Genomic DNA, 17,617 nt, shown 5'->3' with positions numbered 1-17,617 from the left:
GTTGAACCCTGGCCGATCGAGACCAGGAGGTCACCGTGACCAGCCCCACCGCCACCGAGCTCGAGCGTCAGCTCGAGAACCTGCTCCGCCTGGACTACCCCGCCCTCATGGGAAGCACCGAGAGCGACCTGCGCACCGCCGTCGGCCATCTCGCCGGCCTGCTGCCAAACGAGCAGAGCGAGGTCGACCCCGAGGACCACATCCCGTTCGTGCTCGTCCCGAACGCGCCGCTGCGCGAGAGCGCGCTGTTGATGACGAAGGACGACCGTCCCGCGACCCTGATGATCGAGGACGCCGAGCTCGGCGAGTACGCCCCGATCGCCGGCGTCACGATTCCGGACGCCCCGCTCTACCTGCTCACCGACATCGACACCGGGACCGAGTTCACGAACGTCACGCCCGAATCCGCGCTCGGCACGGTCACGGGCCGAGGCCGCACGCCGCTCACGATCGCCGAGGGCATCGCGGTGGTCACGCAGCGGCCCGACATGCTGCGCAAGAACAAGTGCTTCTCGCTGCTGGGCTCGCGCCGCGGCGGGCAGAAGGTGCCCGCGATCTGGATCTCACAGCGCGCCCCGAAGCTCGGGTGGTGCTGGGACCGCAACCCGCACACGTGGCTGGGGTCGGCCTCGGCGGGTGCACGAGTGGTGCGACGATGAGCCCATGCAGTTGCGTGACCTCGCCGACGCTGTAGGCGCACCCCTGACCGACCTGCCCGACCTCGAGGTCACCGCAATCACCCACAACGCCGCCTGGGTGACCCCCGGCGCGGCATACGTCGCCATCCGCGGGTCCCGGGTCGATGGGCACGCGTTCGTCGAGGCCGCTGTCGCGGCCGGCGCGGTGGCCGTGATCGGCGAGGGAATGGCCGACGGCGTCCGGTGCCCGGTCCCGTATCTGGTCGCGGTCTCGGCCCGGGCCGCGTTGGCCGACGGCGCCGCCGCGCTCACGGGGAACCCGAGCCGGGCGCTGCGCGTCGTTGGCGTGACCGGAACCGACGGCAAGACCACCACCAGCTGGTTGACCCGGCACCTGCTCCGCGCGGCCGGGCTCGGGACCGGGCTGCTCTCGACCGTGGGGTACGAGCTGGCCGACGGCGCGCTGCACCACTTCCCCGCCCACTTCACCACGCCGGAGGCGCCCGAGCTGCAGCGGGTGCTCGGCGAGCTCGTGAGCACGGGCGCGCAGGCCGTGGTGCTCGAGGCGAGCAGCCACGCGCTCGCGATGGACCGGGTGCGCGCCGTGGACTGGGACGTGGCGGTCTGGACCCACCTCACCAGCGAGCACCTCGACTTCCACGGCACCGTGGAGAACTACTTCGCCGACAAGGCCAAGCTCGTGGAGCGCTCCCCGTTCGCAGTGCTGAACGCCGACGACCCGTGGACCTCCCAGCTGCACGGCCGCGCCCCCGCCGAGACCACCTACTCAGCCGACGGCGGCGATGCCGCCTGGGTGGCCCATAACATCGGTGAGCTGCCCGACGGGCTGCGCTTCGCCGTCGACAGCCCGCTCGGGCGACTCGACGCCAGGCTGCCGATGATCGGCCGGTTCAACGTGGCCAACGCGCTCGCCGCCATGGCGGCGGCACACCATCTCGGGGCGACGGCGGAGCAGCTGCTGGCCGGGCTGCGCACCTTCACGGGGGTGCCGGGGCGGATGGAGCTGGTGCCGGGGCGGGCCGAGCAGGACCCGCGCGTCATCGTCGACTTCGCGCACACCCCGCCCAGCCTGGAGAAGGCGCTCGCGACCGTGCGAGCCACGACCGAGCGGGAGCTGTGGGTGGTGATCGGATCGGCAGGCGGGCCGCGCGACCCCTCCAAGCGGGCGCCGCTGGGCGAGGTGGCCTCCCGGCTCGCCGACCACGCGATCTTCACCGAGGAGGACCACCGCGACACCCCGCTGCAGGACATCCTCGACGAGATGCAGCGCGGTGCCAACGGGCCCGGGACGACCACCAGCATCGGCGACAGGACAGCGGCGATCCGCTACGCCGTCGAACATGCTCGTCCCGGCGACACCGTGGTGCTGGCCGGCAAGGGCCCCGAGGACACGCTCGAACGGGACACCGAGACGATCCCGTGGGACGAGGTCGCCGAAGCCGCCGCTGCCCTCGCCCTCCGCCTCTGATTTCAACGACGTTTCGACCCCCACCCCGGCACGGGCAGGGGTCGACACGTCGGTGAAATCAGAGGGTGTACGGAGCGGGGTCGAACCTTCCGTTCTCGGCCCGATACCGGTTCATCATGTCCGGCCACAACGTGGTGAGGCGGCCGCTACGCGGATCGACGTACCAGCTCGCGCAGCCACCCGAGAGCCATACGGTGCCCTCCGCCCGCCGACGCACGTCAGCCACGTACTCCTCCTCGGCGTGACGGCTCACCTCCAACGGCGCCGACCCACCGAGCAGGTGACGGATCGCGCCGAGGATGTAGCCGATCTGCGTCTCGATGATGAACACCACCGACCCGGCACCCAGGCCCGAGTTCGGTCCGTTCATGAGGAACAGGTTCGGGAACCCGTGGACGGCGACGCTCGCGAAGGCCTGGCCACCCTCGGCCCACTGGTCGGCCAGCAGCACGCCGTCGCGACCGGTGAGGCGGTGCGCGATCGGGAGGTCGGTGGCCTCGAACCCGGTGCTGAGCACGAGGGCGTCGAGATCGTGCGTGCGCCCGTCGCGCATCTGCACCCCGGAAGGCAGGATCCGCTCGATACCAGTGGTCTCCAACGTGACGTCCTCGCGCATCAGCGTGGGGTACCAGTCGTTCGAGAGCAGCACCCGCTTGCAACCGATCGTGTAGTCCGGCGTGACCTGCTCCAGCATGCGCGGGTCCGGCACCTGGGTGCGGCGGTGCTGATCAGCCACCGCCGCGATGCTGCCGAGGAACTCGGGCACCATGCGTCGCTGCGGGTATCGGGACTCGTTGCCCCAGAACAGCTGGTTGCGCAGCGCGCGGGCGGTCTCCGGCAGGCGCTCGAACATCTGCTGCTCGGCGAGGCTGAAGGGCTCGTCGACGCGCGGGATCACGTGCGGTGCGGTGCGCTGGAAGACCGTCACGTGGCCGGCGTCGTGGGCGATGGCCGGCACGATCTGGATGGCCGAGGCGCCGGTCCCGATCACACCGATGCGCCGCCCGCGCGTGGGGGCCGTGTGGTCCCAGCGCGCCGAGTGGAACACCGTTCCCGCGAAGTCGGCCAGGCCCGGGATGTCGGGCAGGCGCGGGTCGGAGAGGTGCCCGGTGGCCGCGACCAGCACCCGCGCCCGGAATGCCCCGGCGGCGGTGAGAACGTCCCACATGCCGGCGTCGTCGTCCCACGCCGCCTGCAGCACGTCCGCGCCGAAGCGCACCCGCGGCAGCACGCCCTCCTCCTGCGCGGCGCGGCGCAGGTAGTCGTGGATCTCGGGTTGGCTGGCGTAGGTCCGGGACCAGCGGGGGTTAGGCCGGAACGAGAACGAGTACAGGTGCGACTGGATGTCGCAGGCCGCCCCGGGGTAGGTGTTGTCGCGCCAGGTGCCGCCCACGTCGTCGGCGCGTTCCAGCACGACGTAGTCGGTCAGCCCGGCACGCTCGAGCTGGATCGCCAGGCCGAGCCCGGCGAAGCCGGTCCCGACGATCGCGACGGCGTAGCTGCGGGTGGGGCCGCCCGCAGCTGCCGGGTGGGTCCGAGGGCCGGTGGCCATGGTGGTCATCAGTGCATCCCTAAGCCTGGAACGTGGGCAGCCGGGTACCGGCCGGCACCGCCGTCGGGTCGTCGACGAAGTCGGCGACGGCGGCGAACACCTCGGCCGGGCGTTCCGACAGAACGCCGTGCCCGGCGTCGATCTCGAGGTAGCACGCCTGCGCGATCGCCCCGAACAGCTCGCGACCGTGGTGCACGGGGACCATCGCGTCGTGGGTGGAGGCGATCACGAGCGTCGGGACGGCGATCGCGGCCAGCCGGTCGCTGATGTCGATGCGGGCGTTGAGCTCCATCTCCGGGCCGGGGTCGCGCCGCGCGGCGCGCCGCTGCCGGAGCTCCTCGAGCTGGTGCCCGGTGAGCGAGCGCAGGTACAGGGGTGAGTGCGCGGCCACGCGGCTCAGATCTGCCCACGCCGCGGAACTCTCGGCGCGCACCGTGCGCCATGCGGCGTTCCGGAGCCGCTGGTGCCGATCAGTGCGTCGCCAGCCGTTGATCAGGGTCAGCGTGGCCAGCCCGTCGCCGAGCGCGGCAGCGGCCGCCGCGGCGACCACGGCACCGAGCGAGTACCCCACCAGGTGCACCCGGCCGGCACCCAGGGAGGCGACGGCGCGGCGGACCTGGTCCACGAGGTCGGTGAGCTCCACCGGCGGCCGCGGGTCCAGGTCCAGCCCGACCGTGCGGTGCGCCGTCGCCAGCATCGGGAAGAGCGCCCAGTAGTCGGTCGCGGTGCTGCCGCCGGTGCCGGGAACCAGCACGACGGCGTCCCCACGCCCCGGCGCGCTGTCACTCACTGTGACGGAACCGCCCTGGACCTGGACGTGCGAGATCACGGCCCCCGAGACGTGCGCGCTCATCCGATCTGGTCCGGCACGAGCGGGTCGAGCTGGGCGAGGAGCCGTGCGCGCACCCGGGGCCAGATCGTCTCTGGGCTGAAGCCGCGGACCGCCGTGCGCTGGATCTCGTGCATGTAGATGCCGTGGCAGTTCTGGGCCACGTCCCGGGCGACCACGCTCGCGAGCAGCTGCCCCGCCTGCTGGCCGTCCTCGATGATCGCGCCGACCAGCCGGATGGTGCGATCACCCTGTGCGATGTTGCGGGCGCGCGCGGGGTTGCGCTCGTTGAAGCCCTGCGCGAGGTAGAGCGCCCCGTTCACCGGGTGCCGCAGGTAGAACTCGCAGCGCTGCTCGTAGATCGCGAGGATGCGGTCACGCTGCAGGGCACCTGTGAGCGCATCGGCGGCGAGCAGCCGCCGTGCGTCAGCCTCGTCGATCGAGCTGAGGAGCTCGTCGAACTGATCGCCGTAGGCGAGCGTGAGCAGGTCGAGCTTCGCCTCGACGTACCGGAACAAGGTGGCGTCGCTGATGCCCGCGCCGCGCGCCACCGCCCCCATGGTGACCTCGTCGTAGTCATGCGCAGCGAAGAGGTCGACGGCGGCCTGCCGGATCCGTTCGAGCGTCGCCTCCTTGTTGTCGGCTCGGGTGCGTCTCATCGCACGGCCTCCGATCGCTGATCCACTGCCAGCACGATCTTCCCCGTGGTGCGGTTCTCCTCGAGCCTGCGGTGCGCCGTCATCGCGTCCTGCCAGCCCAGCACGGAGTCGATGATGGGTGCGAGCCGGCCGTCGGCGAGCCGGTCGAGCCCGAACTCGGTGAACGCCGCCGTGAGCGCCACCTTGTCCTGCAGGCTGCGCGAGCGCAGGGTCGAGAAGGTGAGCTGAACACGTCGCTGCATCAGCCGCCGGATGTTCATGGTGACGTCATAGCCACCGAGGCCGCCGATCACCACCCAGCGACCGTCGGCTGCGATGCACGCAGCGTTCTGCTCCCAGGAGCTGGCGCCGACCGGATCGAGCACCACATCGGCGCCGCGACCGCTGGTCGCGGTCAGGACCGCCGGCTCGAACGGGCCGTCGGTGCGAACGAGGGCCGTGCTGGCACCGAGGTCGAGGCACGCCTGCGCCTTCGCCGCACTGCCGACCGTGGCGATCGGGACTGCACCGATCTCCCGGGCGATCTGGATCGCCGACGTGCCCACGCCGCTCGCGCCCGCGTGGATCAGCGCGGTCTCGCCGGCGCGTAGGCCCGCGATCGTCACGAGGTTGAGGTACGCCGTCAGGAAGGTCTCCGGGATGCCCGCCGCCTCCTGCAGGCTCAGGCGCTCCGGGACCGGCATCAGCAGCCCTGCCGGGACCACCACCTGCTCCGCGTAGCCGCCGCTGGGCAGCAGTGCGCACACCCGGTCGCCGATGCTCCACCCGGTCACGTCGGTACCCAGCCCCGCGACGGTGCCGGCGACCTCCAGGCCGATCAGCGGCGACTCGCCCTGCGGCGGCGGGTAGCGGCCCTCCCGCTGGAGCAGGTCCGCGCGGTTGACCCCCGCCGCGTGCACTGTCACCAGCACCTGTCCAGGGCCTGGCACCAGATCCGGGACCTCACCGAGCACGAGCTCACCCGAGTCCTCGTCCTGCACGAGTGCACGCATGCCTCAGTCTCCTTTCAGACCGAGGCTGCGGCCGCCGTCGACCGCGAGATCCTGCCCGGTGATGAAGTCGGCCCGCTCGGAGGCGAGGAAGGCCACGGCATGAGCGATGTCCTCGGGTGTGCCCTCGCGGCCGACATAGTTCTTCGCGGCGGTCGAGCCGTCGAGGTGGCCCCGCGGGATCAGGCCCGGCGACACGCAGTTCACGGTGACACCGGTGCCTCCGAGTTCCATGGCGAGCGACCGCGTCAACGCGATCACCCCGCCCTTCGCGGCCGAGTATTCGACGAGGTTCGCCTTGCCGCGCGAGCCGATGATCGACCCGATGGTGACGATGCGGCCGAAGCCGACCGCCGTCATCGGCTCGATCACCTGCCGGCAGCAGCTGAGCACGCTGCGCAGGTTGACCTCGAGCAGCTCGTCGATGACCTCCTCGGCCTGGTCGCGCAGCGGTGCGATGCGGCCGCGGGCGCTGCCTCCGGCCGCCGTCACCAGCACTGCGACGCTGCCGAGGTCCGCGATGCTCGCGAACGCCGCCTCGATCGCCGCGGTGTCGCGCAGGTCGACAGCGAGGCCGATCGCCTCGTGGCCGCCCTCGCGCAGACTCTCGGCGGCGCGCTCGGCACCCTCGCCGTCGACGTCGAGCAGGACGACGGCGTAGCCGGCGCCGGCGAGCTCACGCGCGCAGGCGAGACCGATCGCGCCCGCCCCGCCTGTGATCACGGCGACGCTCATCGGGTGCTCCCGGCCGCCGTCGGCACCTCGAGACCGCAGCTGGCCAGCACGCTCCGCTGAGTACGCAGCTCGTGGTCGAGATCGAACGGGTTCGCGATCTCGCCGCGGATGGCGCGCGCCAACTCGGTGAGCTGGACCGCGTACCGGTCGGACGGCGGCTCGAACCTGATCTCGTGCGTGCCGGCCGCGTAGCCGCCGCGGTCCTCGTCGAGGATCATCGTCAGCGCCGGCGGCTCGAGCGGGCGGATCTCGATCGAGCCGGCGTTCCCGACCACGGTGAACTGCCTGCGCGGGTACCCACCCTCCTCGGCGATGCTGCTGCGGACCGAGACCGTGGTGTGCGGATACTCCATGACCGCGAAGCCGTTGTCGAGGATGCCCGGCTGCTCCGCTCGCGTCGCGCGCAGGAACGGCGTCACCCGGTCGGGCTCGCCGAGCAGCCAGACCACCAGGTCCACCAGGTGGCTGCCGAAGATATACATCGCGCCACCTGCGAACTGCCCGAGCCAGTGCCGGTAGTCCTCGGTGTGCCCACGGTTCATCTCCGCGTGCACCTCGAAGACGGTCCCGAGCCACCCCTGCCGCACCGCCTCGACGCAGAACGCCACGGCAGCGTTGCTCCGGTACATGTAGCCCAGCTGGACCACCAGATCCTTCGCCCGGGCCGTCTCGATCATCCGCTCGAAGTCGGGATAGCTCTCGCCGCCCGGCTTGTCGAGGTGCAGGTGGACGCCGGCGTCGAGGCAGCGCTGCGCCGTCGGGATCAGGTCGAAGCCATCGGTCTCGACGGCGACCGCCGCCAACCCCGGCGTCGCCAACAGCTCACGCTCACTCATCCACGGCAGCCCCGCGTACGCGGCGAGACCGCCGCGCTCGGCGAACCAGCGCGGGTCCTCCTCGACCACGCCCACGACCTCGAAGAGGTCGGGCAACGCGCGCAGCGTGTCCATCTTCTGTGACGCGTGGTTGTGACCGATGCCGATCTGGCCGATCTTGATGGGGCCCTGCGTGGAACTCACGCGGCGTCTCCTTCGTGCTGGTGTCGTGTCCTGGTGTGCGGGTGTTGAGCGGTGGGCGGCGAACCCAGCTCAGGCCTGCGTGGCGAAGGCTTCCTCGTACTCGGCTTTGATCTGCGCGCCATCACCGTCCAGCCAGCGATCGACCAGTTCGTCCCACTCCGCGATGCTGGCACGGCCCTGAATGATCTCGTTCTCCACGTCTCCGACGGCGGTGCCGAAGTCCGCGCCCGTCGCCTGCTCGGTAGCGGACTCGAAACCGACGGTGGGATCAAAGACACCGACCTCGGCCAGAGCCGCCTGGGCAGCGTGCACGATCTGCACCTCCTCGGAGGAGCGACCGGGCAGGTAGGTCACCTGAGGTCCGTCGGCCAGGTACTGCTGGCCCAGCCGCACGTTGTTCACCTGGTCCTCGTTCGCGATCGGGTTGGCACCGTCGAACGTGAACTCATCGCCCTCGCGACCGAACTTGTTGAACAGGTACTCGGCGGTACCGAACGGCGCCGCGAGCAGGTCGAGGACCCGCAGCAGCGTCTCGGCGCGATCGGCGCTCTCCCTGTTGACGAAGCACAGGCTGTGCACCTCCTTCGGGTTCATCCGCGGTGGCGTGCCATCACCGCCATCGTGGCCCGGGAAGCCGAGCAGGCCGACCTGGAAGCCCTCGACGTCCTGGTTGGCCTTGTAGGCCGCCGTGATCGCAAGCTGGTTGTGGATGGTCATGAGCGCCGTGCCGGCATAGAACCGGTCGTGGAGGGCGACCTGGATGTCGTCGGGGATCCAGTCCGGGTGGAACGTGCCCGCCGCACACAGTTCCTGTGCCGCGAGCAGCGCGGCGTGGTACTCCTCGCGGAAGTCGTACTGGCTGGTCAGGGTGCCGTCCTCACCCAGCTGCCACACGGCCGGTACCCGGAACATGCCCTTGAGGTAGGGCATCGGGTTGCGCGCGATCGCGAACTGGTTCTCCCGGGGCCTGGTCATCGCCAGACACAGCTCGCGGAACGAGTCGTAGTCGGTGATCGCGGTGTCGATGCCCTGTGCCTCGGCAACATCCTGACGGACCAGCATGAAGCTGCTGGACGACATGCCGCGATGGATCGGGATCGCGCGGACGACGCCGCCGAACGAGGCCATCTCCCACGCCGCCGTCGGGATGTTCGCCAGGGCCGGGTACGCCTGCACGAGATCGCCACCCAGGTATTCGGAGAGATCGAGAGCGAGGGCGCTGAACATGGCGGCCTTGCCGGCGCGCCGTGCGGGCGTGTTGAAGGGCACGCTGACCAGGTCGGGAACGTCGCCGCCGGCGAGGGTGGTCGCGAGCGCGGCGTCGTAGTCGGTCGCCACCAGCCGCAGATCCATCTCTGAGCCGATCCGGGCATTCAGCTCCTGCCAGTAGCCGTTCTGCGCCATCGCGGCCGGCACGGTTCCCTGCGGCGAGGTCAGCGCGGTGATGGGGCTGCCATCGCCCGGCGGGCCGTCAGTGAAGGCAACCGGGTTGGTCGGGTAGTTCGCGAAGGCGTCGAGCGCGCCGTCGGGGGTCCCGGGGAACTCGGCGGTGACATCGCCGAAGGCGGAGTAGGTCGGTAGCCCACCCGTCGAGCCCGACGGTGCACCGCCCGAGCCGCCACCCGGGCTCGAGGTGGAGCAACCCGCGAGCACAAGCGCTCCTGTGCCTACGGCGAAGCCGCCGAGGACGGCGCGTCTACTGATGTGCGATGCCATGGCCATCTCCTTTGATCGGGCAACGCGGCCTTACGTGCGGCTCCACCTTGACATTCGTGAGAGTCTACTCTCAAGTGCGATTCCTCACGCACTGCGTGCATCGATGCACGAACCAACTCAGAAAGGCTCACGACACGTGAGTGCGCACCCTCAGATTCGGATGCAGAGGCCCGAGCAGCGATGATCCGCTCCGCCGAAGATCTGCGCATCTTCCTGGCCGTCGCCCGGACCGGGCGGCTGGGCCGGGCTGCGGCGCTCCTCGGTCTGGACCACACCACCGTGGGTCGGCGCATCTCCACGTTGGAGCGCGACGTCGGTCGCCGACTGTTCGACCGCGCCACCGACGGCTGGCACCTGACCCCCGACGGCGAGCGGCTCCTCGCGCCGGCCGAGACGGTCGATGCGGCCCTGAGCGCCGCGCACGAGTCCCTCGGGGTGCGCGAGCACTCGCTCACCGGGACCGTCCGCATCCTCACGACCGACGGCTTCGGCGCCTTCCTCATGCCCGACGTGCTCCGCAGCCTCACCCAACGGCACGCCGGCCTCGTCGTCGAGCTCGTGACCGAGACCCAGCACGTCTCCTCCAGCACGCGGGACTTCGACGTCGCGATCACGCTGGAGGAGCCGACCTCGACCCGCCTGATCCACCGCCGCCTCACCGACTACACGCTCCGGCTCTACGCCACACCCGACTACCTCGCCGGCCACCCGCCGATCCGTCGCATCGAGGACCTGAGGGGGCACACGATGATCTGGTACGTCGATCGCCTCCTCGACGTCGCCTCGTTGCGGCTGCTCCACGAGATCCGACCGGCGGCGGCGAACATCCAGTCCACGAACCTGGTTGCGCACTGGCAGGCGGCGGCCGCCGGGGCAGGCGTCGCCCTGCTCCCCTGCTACGTCGCCGAGCAGGACACCCGGCTGCGTGCGGTCGTGCCCGGCTTCGACGTCCGGCGCACGTACTGGATCTCCAGCCCGTCCGAGCATGCCCGGCTGGCCCGCGTCCGCGCCTGCGTGGGCCTGATCGACGCCCACGTCCGCCGGTCCGGGTTGCTGCTGCGCGGCGAGAACGCCGTGCAATGACGCACGCCCGGCGCGCAGATCTGGTCATTGCCCGTGCATCGTCGGGCCTGACAGCGTGGCCCGGCATGGACGATCTCCCCTCCGGCGACGCACCTGACATCCCCGCACTGATGCGGGCAGCTGTGCTGCCGGCGCCCGGTCAGCCTCTGCAGCTCGAGGTGATGGCCACCCCGCGGCCGCAGCACGGCGAGGTGCTCGTGCAGGTCGCGGGATGCGGCGTCTGCCACACCGATCTGCACGTGATGCGCGGCGAGGTGGGATTCGTGACCCCGTGCGTGCTGGGTCACGAGATCTCAGGCACCGTGGTCGAGGTCGGCGACGGTGTGCGGCCCGAGTCCGGATTGACGCCCGGGGCGCGAGTAGTCGGCGGGTTCATCATGCCGTGCGGGGAGTGCCCGGCGTGTGCGGAGGGCCGCGACGACCTGTGCCGGCCGTTCTTCGCGCTCAACCGGCTGCGTGGCGTCCTCTATGACGGCTCGTCACGGCTGCAGCGAAGCAACGGCGAGAGCCTCGCCATGTACTCCATGGGCGGCTTGGCCGAGTACGCCGTGGTGCCCGCGACCGGGCTCGCGCTACTGCCGCCCGAGCTCCCGCTCGTGGAGTCCGCGGTGCTCGGGTGCGCCGCGCTCACCGCTTACGGCGCGGTCCGCCGCGCTGCCGACCTCCGTGTCGGCGAGACGGTCGCGGTCATCGCGATGGGCGGCGTCGGCTCCAACGTGGTGCAGATGGCGCGCGCCCTGGGCGCCTCCCGGGTCATCGCCGTCGACGTCGACGCCGCCACGCTCGCCACGGCGCGCAACCTGGGCGCGACCGACCTCGTGAACGCCACGAACCTCGACCCGGTCGCCGCCGTACGCGACCTCACCGGCGGCAGGGGCGTCGATGTCGCCTTCGAGGCGCTCGGCACTCCCGCCACGTTCCGCCAAGGCACGCAGATTCTGTGCGACGGCGGGCGACTGGTGGCCATCGGCATCGCAGCCGCCGATGCTGCCGCCCACGTCGAGATCACACCTCTGGTCCGACGCAGCCAGCGCATCATCGGCTCGTACGGGGCGCGCACCAGGACCGACCTGCCGGCCGTCGGGGCGATGGCCGCAGCCGGCCGGGTGCGGCCGGCAGCGACCGTCAGCCGCACCTTCACCCTGGACGACGCCGACGCGGCCTACGACGCCCTTGCGCGTGGCGACATCGTCGGCCGCGCCGTCGTCCGCATGAGCCCACCACCATCCGAGGCAACCTGACCGCCGTCGACCCTCGATGAGGAGGAACCACCGGTGAGTACGTCGACCACCGAGGCGCCCGGTGCGCACACCGCAATCCCAGCCGATCCCGGCCCGCCCAGAAGGGGGCGGGCGCGTCCCATGCGGCGCGCCGTCCCGCTGCGCCGCCGGATCCTGCGCGACCGCGGCGTCCTGCTGCTGGCGCTGCCCGGCATCCTGCTCACGTTCCTGTTCCACTACGTGCCGCTGGCGGGAAACGTCATCGCGTTTCAGGACTACCAGCCGTACCTGCCGATCACCGAAGCACCGTGGGTGGGGCTCGACAACTTCGCGATCATCTACCGCGGCGACCCGGCGTTCCTCAACGCACTCACGAACACGCTGATCATCTCGTTCGTCCAGATCGTGCTCGTGTTCCCGATCCCGCTCGCTCTGGCGCTGCTGCTGAACTCGCTGATGGGCGAGCGCGTCAAGCGGGTGGTGCAGTCCGTGCTGTACATGCCGCACTTCCTGTCATGGGTGATCGTCGTGGCGATCTTCCAGCACATCCTCGGCAACGGCGGCCTGTACAACAACTGGGCCCGCGTGCAGGAGCTGCCACTGCTGGAGATCGTCGGCAACCCGGACCTCTTCATCCCGCTGATCACCTCCCAGGTGATCTGGAAGGACGCCGGCTGGGGGATGATCATCTTCCTCGCCGCCATCTCGAGGGTCGACATCGAGCAGTACGAGGCGGTCGCAGTCGACGGCGGCGGACGCTGGCGGCAGCTCTGGCACGTGACGCTGCCGGCGATCCGCGGCGTCGTGATCCTGCTGCTGATCCTCCGGCTCGGCGACGCCCTCACCGTCGGGTTCGAGCAGATCTACCTGCAGCAGGCCGCCGTCGGGCTGCAGACCTCGGAGGTGCTCGACACCTACGTCTACAACCGCGGCGTGGTCGGCGGCGCCTGGAGCCAGTCGGCCGCTGTCGGGCTGGTCAAGGGGGTGGTCGGCACGGTGCTCGTGCTCGGTGCCAACAAGATCGCCCACCTCCTCGGGCAACCCGGCATCTACCAGAAGGAGAAGCGATGACCGCGGCGACGACGCGGCAGCAGCGGCTGCGCAACATCAACGGCGTGCGGCCCCCGGGGCTGCCGATGCGAGCACTCAAGGGCCTGGTCCTGCTGACCGCGTGCCTGCTGGTGCTCGTCCCGTTCGTCGTGATGATCTCCACCTCGCTCGCCTCGCCCGAGGAGATCCGTGCCGCCGGCGGGTACGTGCTGTGGCCGCAGGACCCGAGCCTGGCTGCGTACGAGGCGATCTTCCGTGGCGGGGTGGTCACACGCGCGACGCTCGTCTCGATCGGGGTCACGGTGATCGGCTCCGGACTCTCCGTCACCGTGGTGGCGATGCTCGCCTACGGGCTCTCGCGACCGGGTTCCACGTTCCATCGGCCGCTGCTGCTGATGGTGCTGTTCACGATGCTCTTCTCGGCCGGCATGATCCCGAACTATCTGCTCGTGAAGTCTCTCGGGCTGCTCGATTCGTACTGGTCACTGATCCTGCCGACACTGGTGTCGGGCTTCCAGGTCGTCCTGATGCGGGCCTTCTTCCTGGCGGTGCCCCAGGAGCTGACCGACGCCGCCCGCATCGACGGCGCCGGGGAGCTGCGCATCCTGGTGCGGATCATGCTGCCGCTCTCGAAAGCCGCGATCGCCGTGGTCGCACTCTTCAACGCGGTCGCGTACTGGAACGCGTTCTTCAACGCGGTGCTGTACATCAACTCCGTCGAGAAGTGGCCGCTGCAGCTCGTGGTGCGGACGTACTCGGTCGACGGCGCCGATATCGCGGTCGACTCGGCCGCGGAGGTCATCCCGCCCCAGCAGTCACTGCAGATGGCGATCGTGATCATCAGCCTGATCCCGATCCTGCTCGTCTACCCGTTCCTCCAGAAGCACTTCGCGAAGGGCGTGATCATCGGCGCCGTGAAGGGGTGAGCCTCGGCCGCCGACCTCGGCCCAACCGCTCTCAGGGGGCGGGGGACTCGATGTCCTCCCGGGAGATCGCGGTCGGGTCGAACTCGCGCGGCTCGACCATGACGATCCAGTTCCCGGAGTTGTCGCGGATCAGGGCCTCGACGCCATAGGGGCGCTCAGCGGGCTCCTGCAGGATCGTCACGCCTTTGGCCGCGAGGGCCTCGCAGGTGGCGCGGCAGTCGTCCACGTTGAGGCCCACGCCCGGCATGCCGCCGGAGTCGAGGGAGCGGTGGATCTCGTTCTGGAGCTCGTCGGTGAGCGGCGGGCCGGGGGTGGTGAGGTGCAGGTGCAGCTCCGGCTGGCTCGGGTGCACCACCGTGAGCCAGCGGAAGTCCTCCGCGAGCTGGATGTCATCACCCACCTGGAAGCCGAGGACGTCGGTGTAGAAGGCGAGCGAGGCGTCCTGGTCCTTCACCCACACGCTGACAAGGGACACATTCGTGATCATGTCGATCACGCTACGACCGAGGTGGCCCGGCCCGCTTCTCCTGCCTTGCGGTGCCGCCGTCGCGCTCCACGAGACCCCACATGAACACGTAGCAGCCTGGGATCCGAGGCGCACCGGCGGCCGCGTACCGCGCCTGGAACTCGCTCGGGCTCTCCCCCACGATGTCCCGGAACTGCGAGCTCAAGGAGCCCAGGCTGGAGAACCCGACGGCGTGGCACACCTCGGTCACGGAGAGATTCGTCGCGCGCAGCAGGTCCTGGGCACGCTCGACCCGGCGCTCGGAGACATAGGCGCCGGGGCTGCGACCGTACGTGGCAGTGAACAGCCGGTGGAAGTGGAACTTGCTGAGCCGCGCGACCGCTGCCAGGGCCTCGAGGTCCAGCGGCTCGGCGAAGTTCCGGTCCGCGTGGTCACGCGCGGCGCGCAGGTGCACGAGCACATCGCCGTGGGCTCGGGTGGCCATGGCTCGAGTGTAGGAGCGGGCGGTGGAACGACGTCCACACTCGATGCGCCGTGGGGCGCGCAGCAAACGGTTGCGGGCTCATCGAGTGTGAGATTCGTTCCACGAGGGGGCGCGGCCGCGCGGTCAGCGGCAGGAGGTGCGGTTCGTGACGTCGTCGACGGCGCGAGCCTGCGCGCGTGCGTGGTTCCATTCCCAGATCGACGTGGCCGCGGGGACGCTGTACCCGCGCAGCAGGCAGGAGCGCAGCGGATCGTCGAGCGCGGCGATCGCGGGGACGGCATCCGCCGAGAGGTGCTCGAGGTGCCAGGCATCCAGCGGGGCGTCCTGCGCCTGGGTGTTGTACCGGACCATGAGGGCATCCGGATTGAGGAGCGCGAGGGCGAGCATCGCGACGCCCGCGACCCTCACCACCGCCAGCGGGAGCCAGCGCGCACGCCACCGCACCCCGGCGACCAGGACCAGCACCACCGCGGCGCCCATGACGATCTCGCCCGCCGTAGCCAGCAGCCGCAGCTCGGTCAGCCCGTATGCCTGCACGTACAGCGACATCCGGAACAACGCGGTCGCCACGATCCCGAGGGCGGACACGCACAGCACCCCGAGCGCGGCACGCGTTCCGATCCGGTCGGACCGCTCCGCCCGCGGCGCCCGCCGCGCGAACCACGCCACCACCGCGAGCGTCAACGCCGTGACCGCCACCAGCTGCCCGAACCCCTGCCGGGCATACGCGGCGTAGCTGAGCCCGATCACCTGGCGCACGTACCTGTCACCTCCCGCTGCGGCCACCACCTGGGTGAGCAAGAACGCCAGCATCAGGGCGTCGAGCGCCAGCACGGGCAGGTACCACTCGACCCGGCGGCGCGGCTCGGGTCGTGGCATCCGCACCACCGACCACGGCGGGCGACGCTGCGCGAGGCTGGCGATCGCGAGCGCCGCCATCACCGCGAACGCACCCACGAGGATCTGAGCGGGCAGCGACCGCAGGTCCAACGAGGGCAGCAACGTGGCGAACACGGCGTCGGCGCTGGCCAGGAGCACCGCGAAGACGCCCAGGATCACGAGCGTGAGCGCGGCGGTCCGCACCCACCGCAGCGCCTCCGCACGCCCGCCGGCGACGATGGCGGACAGTCCCCGGGCGAACCATCGCACGCCGCGCGTCGCCGCGATGGGCACAGTCGGAACGGCCAGCGCGAGCCCGAGGGGGCTGCGGGCACCGGCTGCGGCGACCGCGCTCAGCGCAAACGCCGCCAGCAGACTCAGCGCCACGACCCACTCCGCATCCCTGACTGCCGCCACCGCCCCGAGCGCCACCGCGAGCGACGCCGTCAGCAGGACACTCCACGCTCGCCGACGCACGAGCGCCGGCACCGCAGGCACCCACATGAGCGGCACCGCGAGCGCGAGCCCGAGGCCCGGGCGATGTCCGACCACCAGCACGGCCACGGTCACGCCGACGCCCAGCACACCCGCAGTCAGCGGCAGCGGTAACGGCGACGCGTGCACCGCCATGAACCGCGTGACCGCCCGAGCTACCGGTCCGGGTGCGGGAGGCCGCATCAGCGCGGCGGCGTACGGCCCGGCGGGAGCACCGTCGGCGGTGGCGTCACTCATCTGCCTGACGCTAGACACCCACCCGGCAGGGATCCGGGAGCAGTTCGGGAGCCGGCGTGCGGGTTGTGTGGAGCTCCGGCGCTCTGGACTGATCCGTGGGTCGGAGTCGGCGGATACGAGTTGGCCGTTGGCACTCTCCAGCGGGGCTGGCGTGCGTCGGCGTGACTGAGCTGCCACATCGGCACGCCAGTCACGCCACGGTGGCCTTCGACGTGACAGAAACGCCGACATGGCACGCCAGTCACGCTTCAGCCCCCGCATGGGGCTCCCGAGCGGATCCGTGATGAAGCTCGCGGCAACGCCGCGTCCACAACCAAGCCCCACGGGTCCGCAGGCGAGCCGGATCTCCGAGGACTCGGCACGCGTCGGCGGGGCGACACGCCCTACATCACCCGGCGGACCACCGGCACCCTCGTGAGCGGAAGCACGACGGCGAGGGTCGCGATGGTCACGACGGCCACCCTCAGCAGCAGGGTTACCAGGTCGGTTGCGGGTTCGTCGCCACCCAGCCAGCCGGTGGCTTTCAGCACCGCGAGCACGGTCATGTGGAAGCCGAAGATCCCCATCGTCGCGCCGCCGATCTCCCGACCGATCACCATCGGCACCCCTCGGAGCAGACGACGCAGGGCGCCGTCGGGCGCGAGCAGGGCATGCGCGAGCAGGAACACGCAGATCGAGTACAGAGCCATGCCGGCGCCGTAGTAGTTGACCGGGGTCACCGTGTGCAGCCACATCGGGACCGCGTCGTTGTCCCACTGCCAGGACAGCTGCACCGCGAGCCCGATCGTCAGGACCGCCAGTGCGGGCTCAGCGACCCCGCGCACACGCACCTCGCGCAGGAACCATCCGAGCAGGTAGTAGCCGAGGTAGGGCACCCACCACAGCACCGCGTTCTCGAAGAGCCGACCAGGCATTCCGGTCGAGGCCACGACCATCGTGGCCAGCAGTGCGAGGCCACCGACCACGCCGGCGCCGCGGCGTCCCCACCGTTGGATCAGCGGCATCAGGACCGGCGTCAGCAGCGACAGCCCGAGCACGATCCAGAAGAAGTACAGCTGGGTGAACAGCTCGCCCACCACGATGCGGCGGGCGATGTCGGAGGCGACCATCTCGTCGCCTCGCAGCCACCGCACCCCGATGTACCAGGCGTG

At 70.7% G+C, this 17,617-nt stretch carries 17 protein-coding genes; 6 read left to right on the top strand and 11 right to left on the bottom strand.

Translation table 11 applies throughout. From position 1 onward, the window contains the following. The first annotated feature begins 35 nt into the window (after positions 1-35). Together ACOJSN_RS06845 and ACOJSN_RS06840 are read left to right on the top strand one after the other, a co-directional pair. Positions 36-659, top strand: coding sequence for a DUF5701 family protein (locus ACOJSN_RS06845; RefSeq protein ID WP_420111759.1), 624 nt, complete (start codon positions 36-38; stop codon positions 657-659). 4 nt (positions 660-663) lie between these two features. Then, entirely contained in the window at positions 664-2,127 is a 1,464-nt protein-coding gene (locus ACOJSN_RS06840) for a UDP-N-acetylmuramoyl-L-alanyl-D-glutamate--2,6-diaminopimelate ligase (RefSeq protein WP_420111758.1), read from the top strand. Between the two features lie 58 nt (positions 2,128-2,185). On the opposite strand, the gene ACOJSN_RS06835 is transcribed toward ACOJSN_RS06840, so the two are convergent. The 7 genes from ACOJSN_RS06835 to ACOJSN_RS06805 form a co-directional block, all read right to left on the bottom strand. Further along, on the bottom strand, positions 2,186-3,688 hold the full coding sequence (locus ACOJSN_RS06835) for a flavin-containing monooxygenase (protein WP_420111757.1): 1,503 nt from the start codon (positions 3,686-3,688) through the stop codon (positions 2,186-2,188). Between the two features lie 10 nt (positions 3,689-3,698). Beyond that, positions 3,699-4,532: an alpha/beta fold hydrolase gene (locus tag ACOJSN_RS06830; protein ID WP_420111756.1), complete on the bottom strand. Its 834-nt coding sequence runs from the start codon at positions 4,530-4,532 to the stop codon at positions 3,699-3,701. Continuing rightward, positions 4,529-5,167: a TetR/AcrR family transcriptional regulator gene (locus ACOJSN_RS06825; RefSeq protein WP_420111755.1), complete on the bottom strand. Its 639-nt coding sequence runs from the start codon at positions 5,165-5,167 to the stop codon at positions 4,529-4,531. Before ACOJSN_RS06825 ends, ACOJSN_RS06830 begins: the two co-directional genes overlap by 4 nt. Further along, positions 5,164-6,159 carry an NAD(P)H-quinone oxidoreductase gene (locus tag ACOJSN_RS06820; protein ID WP_420111754.1) on the bottom strand — a complete coding sequence of 332 codons (996 nt, stop codon included), beginning with the start codon at positions 6,157-6,159 and terminating at the stop codon, positions 5,164-5,166. Before ACOJSN_RS06820 ends, ACOJSN_RS06825 begins: the two co-directional genes overlap by 4 nt. Positions 6,160-6,162: 3 nt before the next feature. After that, positions 6,163-6,891: an SDR family NAD(P)-dependent oxidoreductase gene (locus ACOJSN_RS06815; RefSeq protein ID WP_420111753.1), complete on the bottom strand. Its 729-nt coding sequence runs from the start codon at positions 6,889-6,891 to the stop codon at positions 6,163-6,165. Continuing rightward, positions 6,888-7,910 carry a Gfo/Idh/MocA family protein gene (locus ACOJSN_RS06810; protein WP_420111752.1) on the bottom strand — a complete coding sequence of 341 codons (1,023 nt, stop codon included), beginning with the start codon at positions 7,908-7,910 and terminating at the stop codon, positions 6,888-6,890. Before ACOJSN_RS06810 ends, ACOJSN_RS06815 begins: the two co-directional genes overlap by 4 nt. A gap of 69 nt (positions 7,911-7,979) precedes the next feature. Beyond that, a complete protein-coding gene (locus tag ACOJSN_RS06805) occupies positions 7,980-9,626 on the bottom strand; it encodes a hypothetical protein (RefSeq protein WP_420111751.1) in 1,647 nt (548 codons plus the stop codon). Between the two features lie 180 nt (positions 9,627-9,806). Between ACOJSN_RS06805 and ACOJSN_RS06800 the strand changes: the two genes are divergently transcribed. From ACOJSN_RS06800 to ACOJSN_RS06785, 4 genes are all read left to right on the top strand, one after another. Next, positions 9,807-10,709: a LysR family transcriptional regulator gene (locus ACOJSN_RS06800; protein WP_420111750.1), complete on the top strand. Its 903-nt coding sequence runs from the start codon at positions 9,807-9,809 to the stop codon at positions 10,707-10,709. A gap of 65 nt (positions 10,710-10,774) precedes the next feature. Continuing rightward, positions 10,775-11,950 carry a zinc-binding dehydrogenase gene (locus tag ACOJSN_RS06795; protein ID WP_420111749.1) on the top strand — a complete coding sequence of 392 codons (1,176 nt, stop codon included), beginning with the start codon at positions 10,775-10,777 and terminating at the stop codon, positions 11,948-11,950. Between the two features lie 33 nt (positions 11,951-11,983). Then, positions 11,984-13,000 carry an ABC transporter permease gene (locus ACOJSN_RS06790; protein WP_420111748.1) on the top strand — a complete coding sequence of 339 codons (1,017 nt, stop codon included), beginning with the start codon at positions 11,984-11,986 and terminating at the stop codon, positions 12,998-13,000. Next, entirely contained in the window at positions 12,997-13,905 is a 909-nt protein-coding gene (locus ACOJSN_RS06785; protein ID WP_420111747.1) for a carbohydrate ABC transporter permease, read from the top strand. The genes ACOJSN_RS06790 and ACOJSN_RS06785 overlap by 4 nt, the downstream gene beginning before the upstream one ends. Positions 13,906-13,936: 31 nt before the next feature. Here ACOJSN_RS06785 and ACOJSN_RS06780 read toward each other — a convergent pair whose 3' ends face one another. The 4 genes from ACOJSN_RS06780 to ACOJSN_RS06765 all read right to left on the bottom strand — a co-directional run. After that, entirely contained in the window at positions 13,937-14,392 is a 456-nt protein-coding gene (locus ACOJSN_RS06780; protein WP_420111746.1) for a VOC family protein, read from the bottom strand. A gap of 10 nt (positions 14,393-14,402) precedes the next feature. After that, complete coding sequence (locus tag ACOJSN_RS06775) at positions 14,403-14,855, bottom strand: helix-turn-helix domain-containing protein (RefSeq protein ID WP_420111745.1); 453 nt, start codon at positions 14,853-14,855, stop codon at positions 14,403-14,405. A 123-nt stretch (positions 14,856-14,978) separates the two neighbouring features. After that, a complete protein-coding gene (locus ACOJSN_RS06770) occupies positions 14,979-16,466 on the bottom strand; it encodes a DUF4153 domain-containing protein (RefSeq protein ID WP_420111744.1) in 1,488 nt (495 codons plus the stop codon). 383 nt (positions 16,467-16,849) lie between these two features. Beyond that, positions 16,850-17,617 (bottom strand): acyltransferase family protein (locus ACOJSN_RS06765; RefSeq protein ID WP_420111743.1); only part of this gene is annotated, 768 nt, incomplete at its 5' end.

The sequence above is a fragment of the Pseudactinotalea sp. genome (assembly GCF_048594945.1).
GTDB lineage: Bacteria > Actinomycetota > Actinomycetes > Actinomycetales > Beutenbergiaceae > Pseudactinotalea.
The sequence above is the reverse complement of the archived record's forward strand: the minus strand, read 5'-3'. Positions and strand labels throughout refer to the sequence as shown.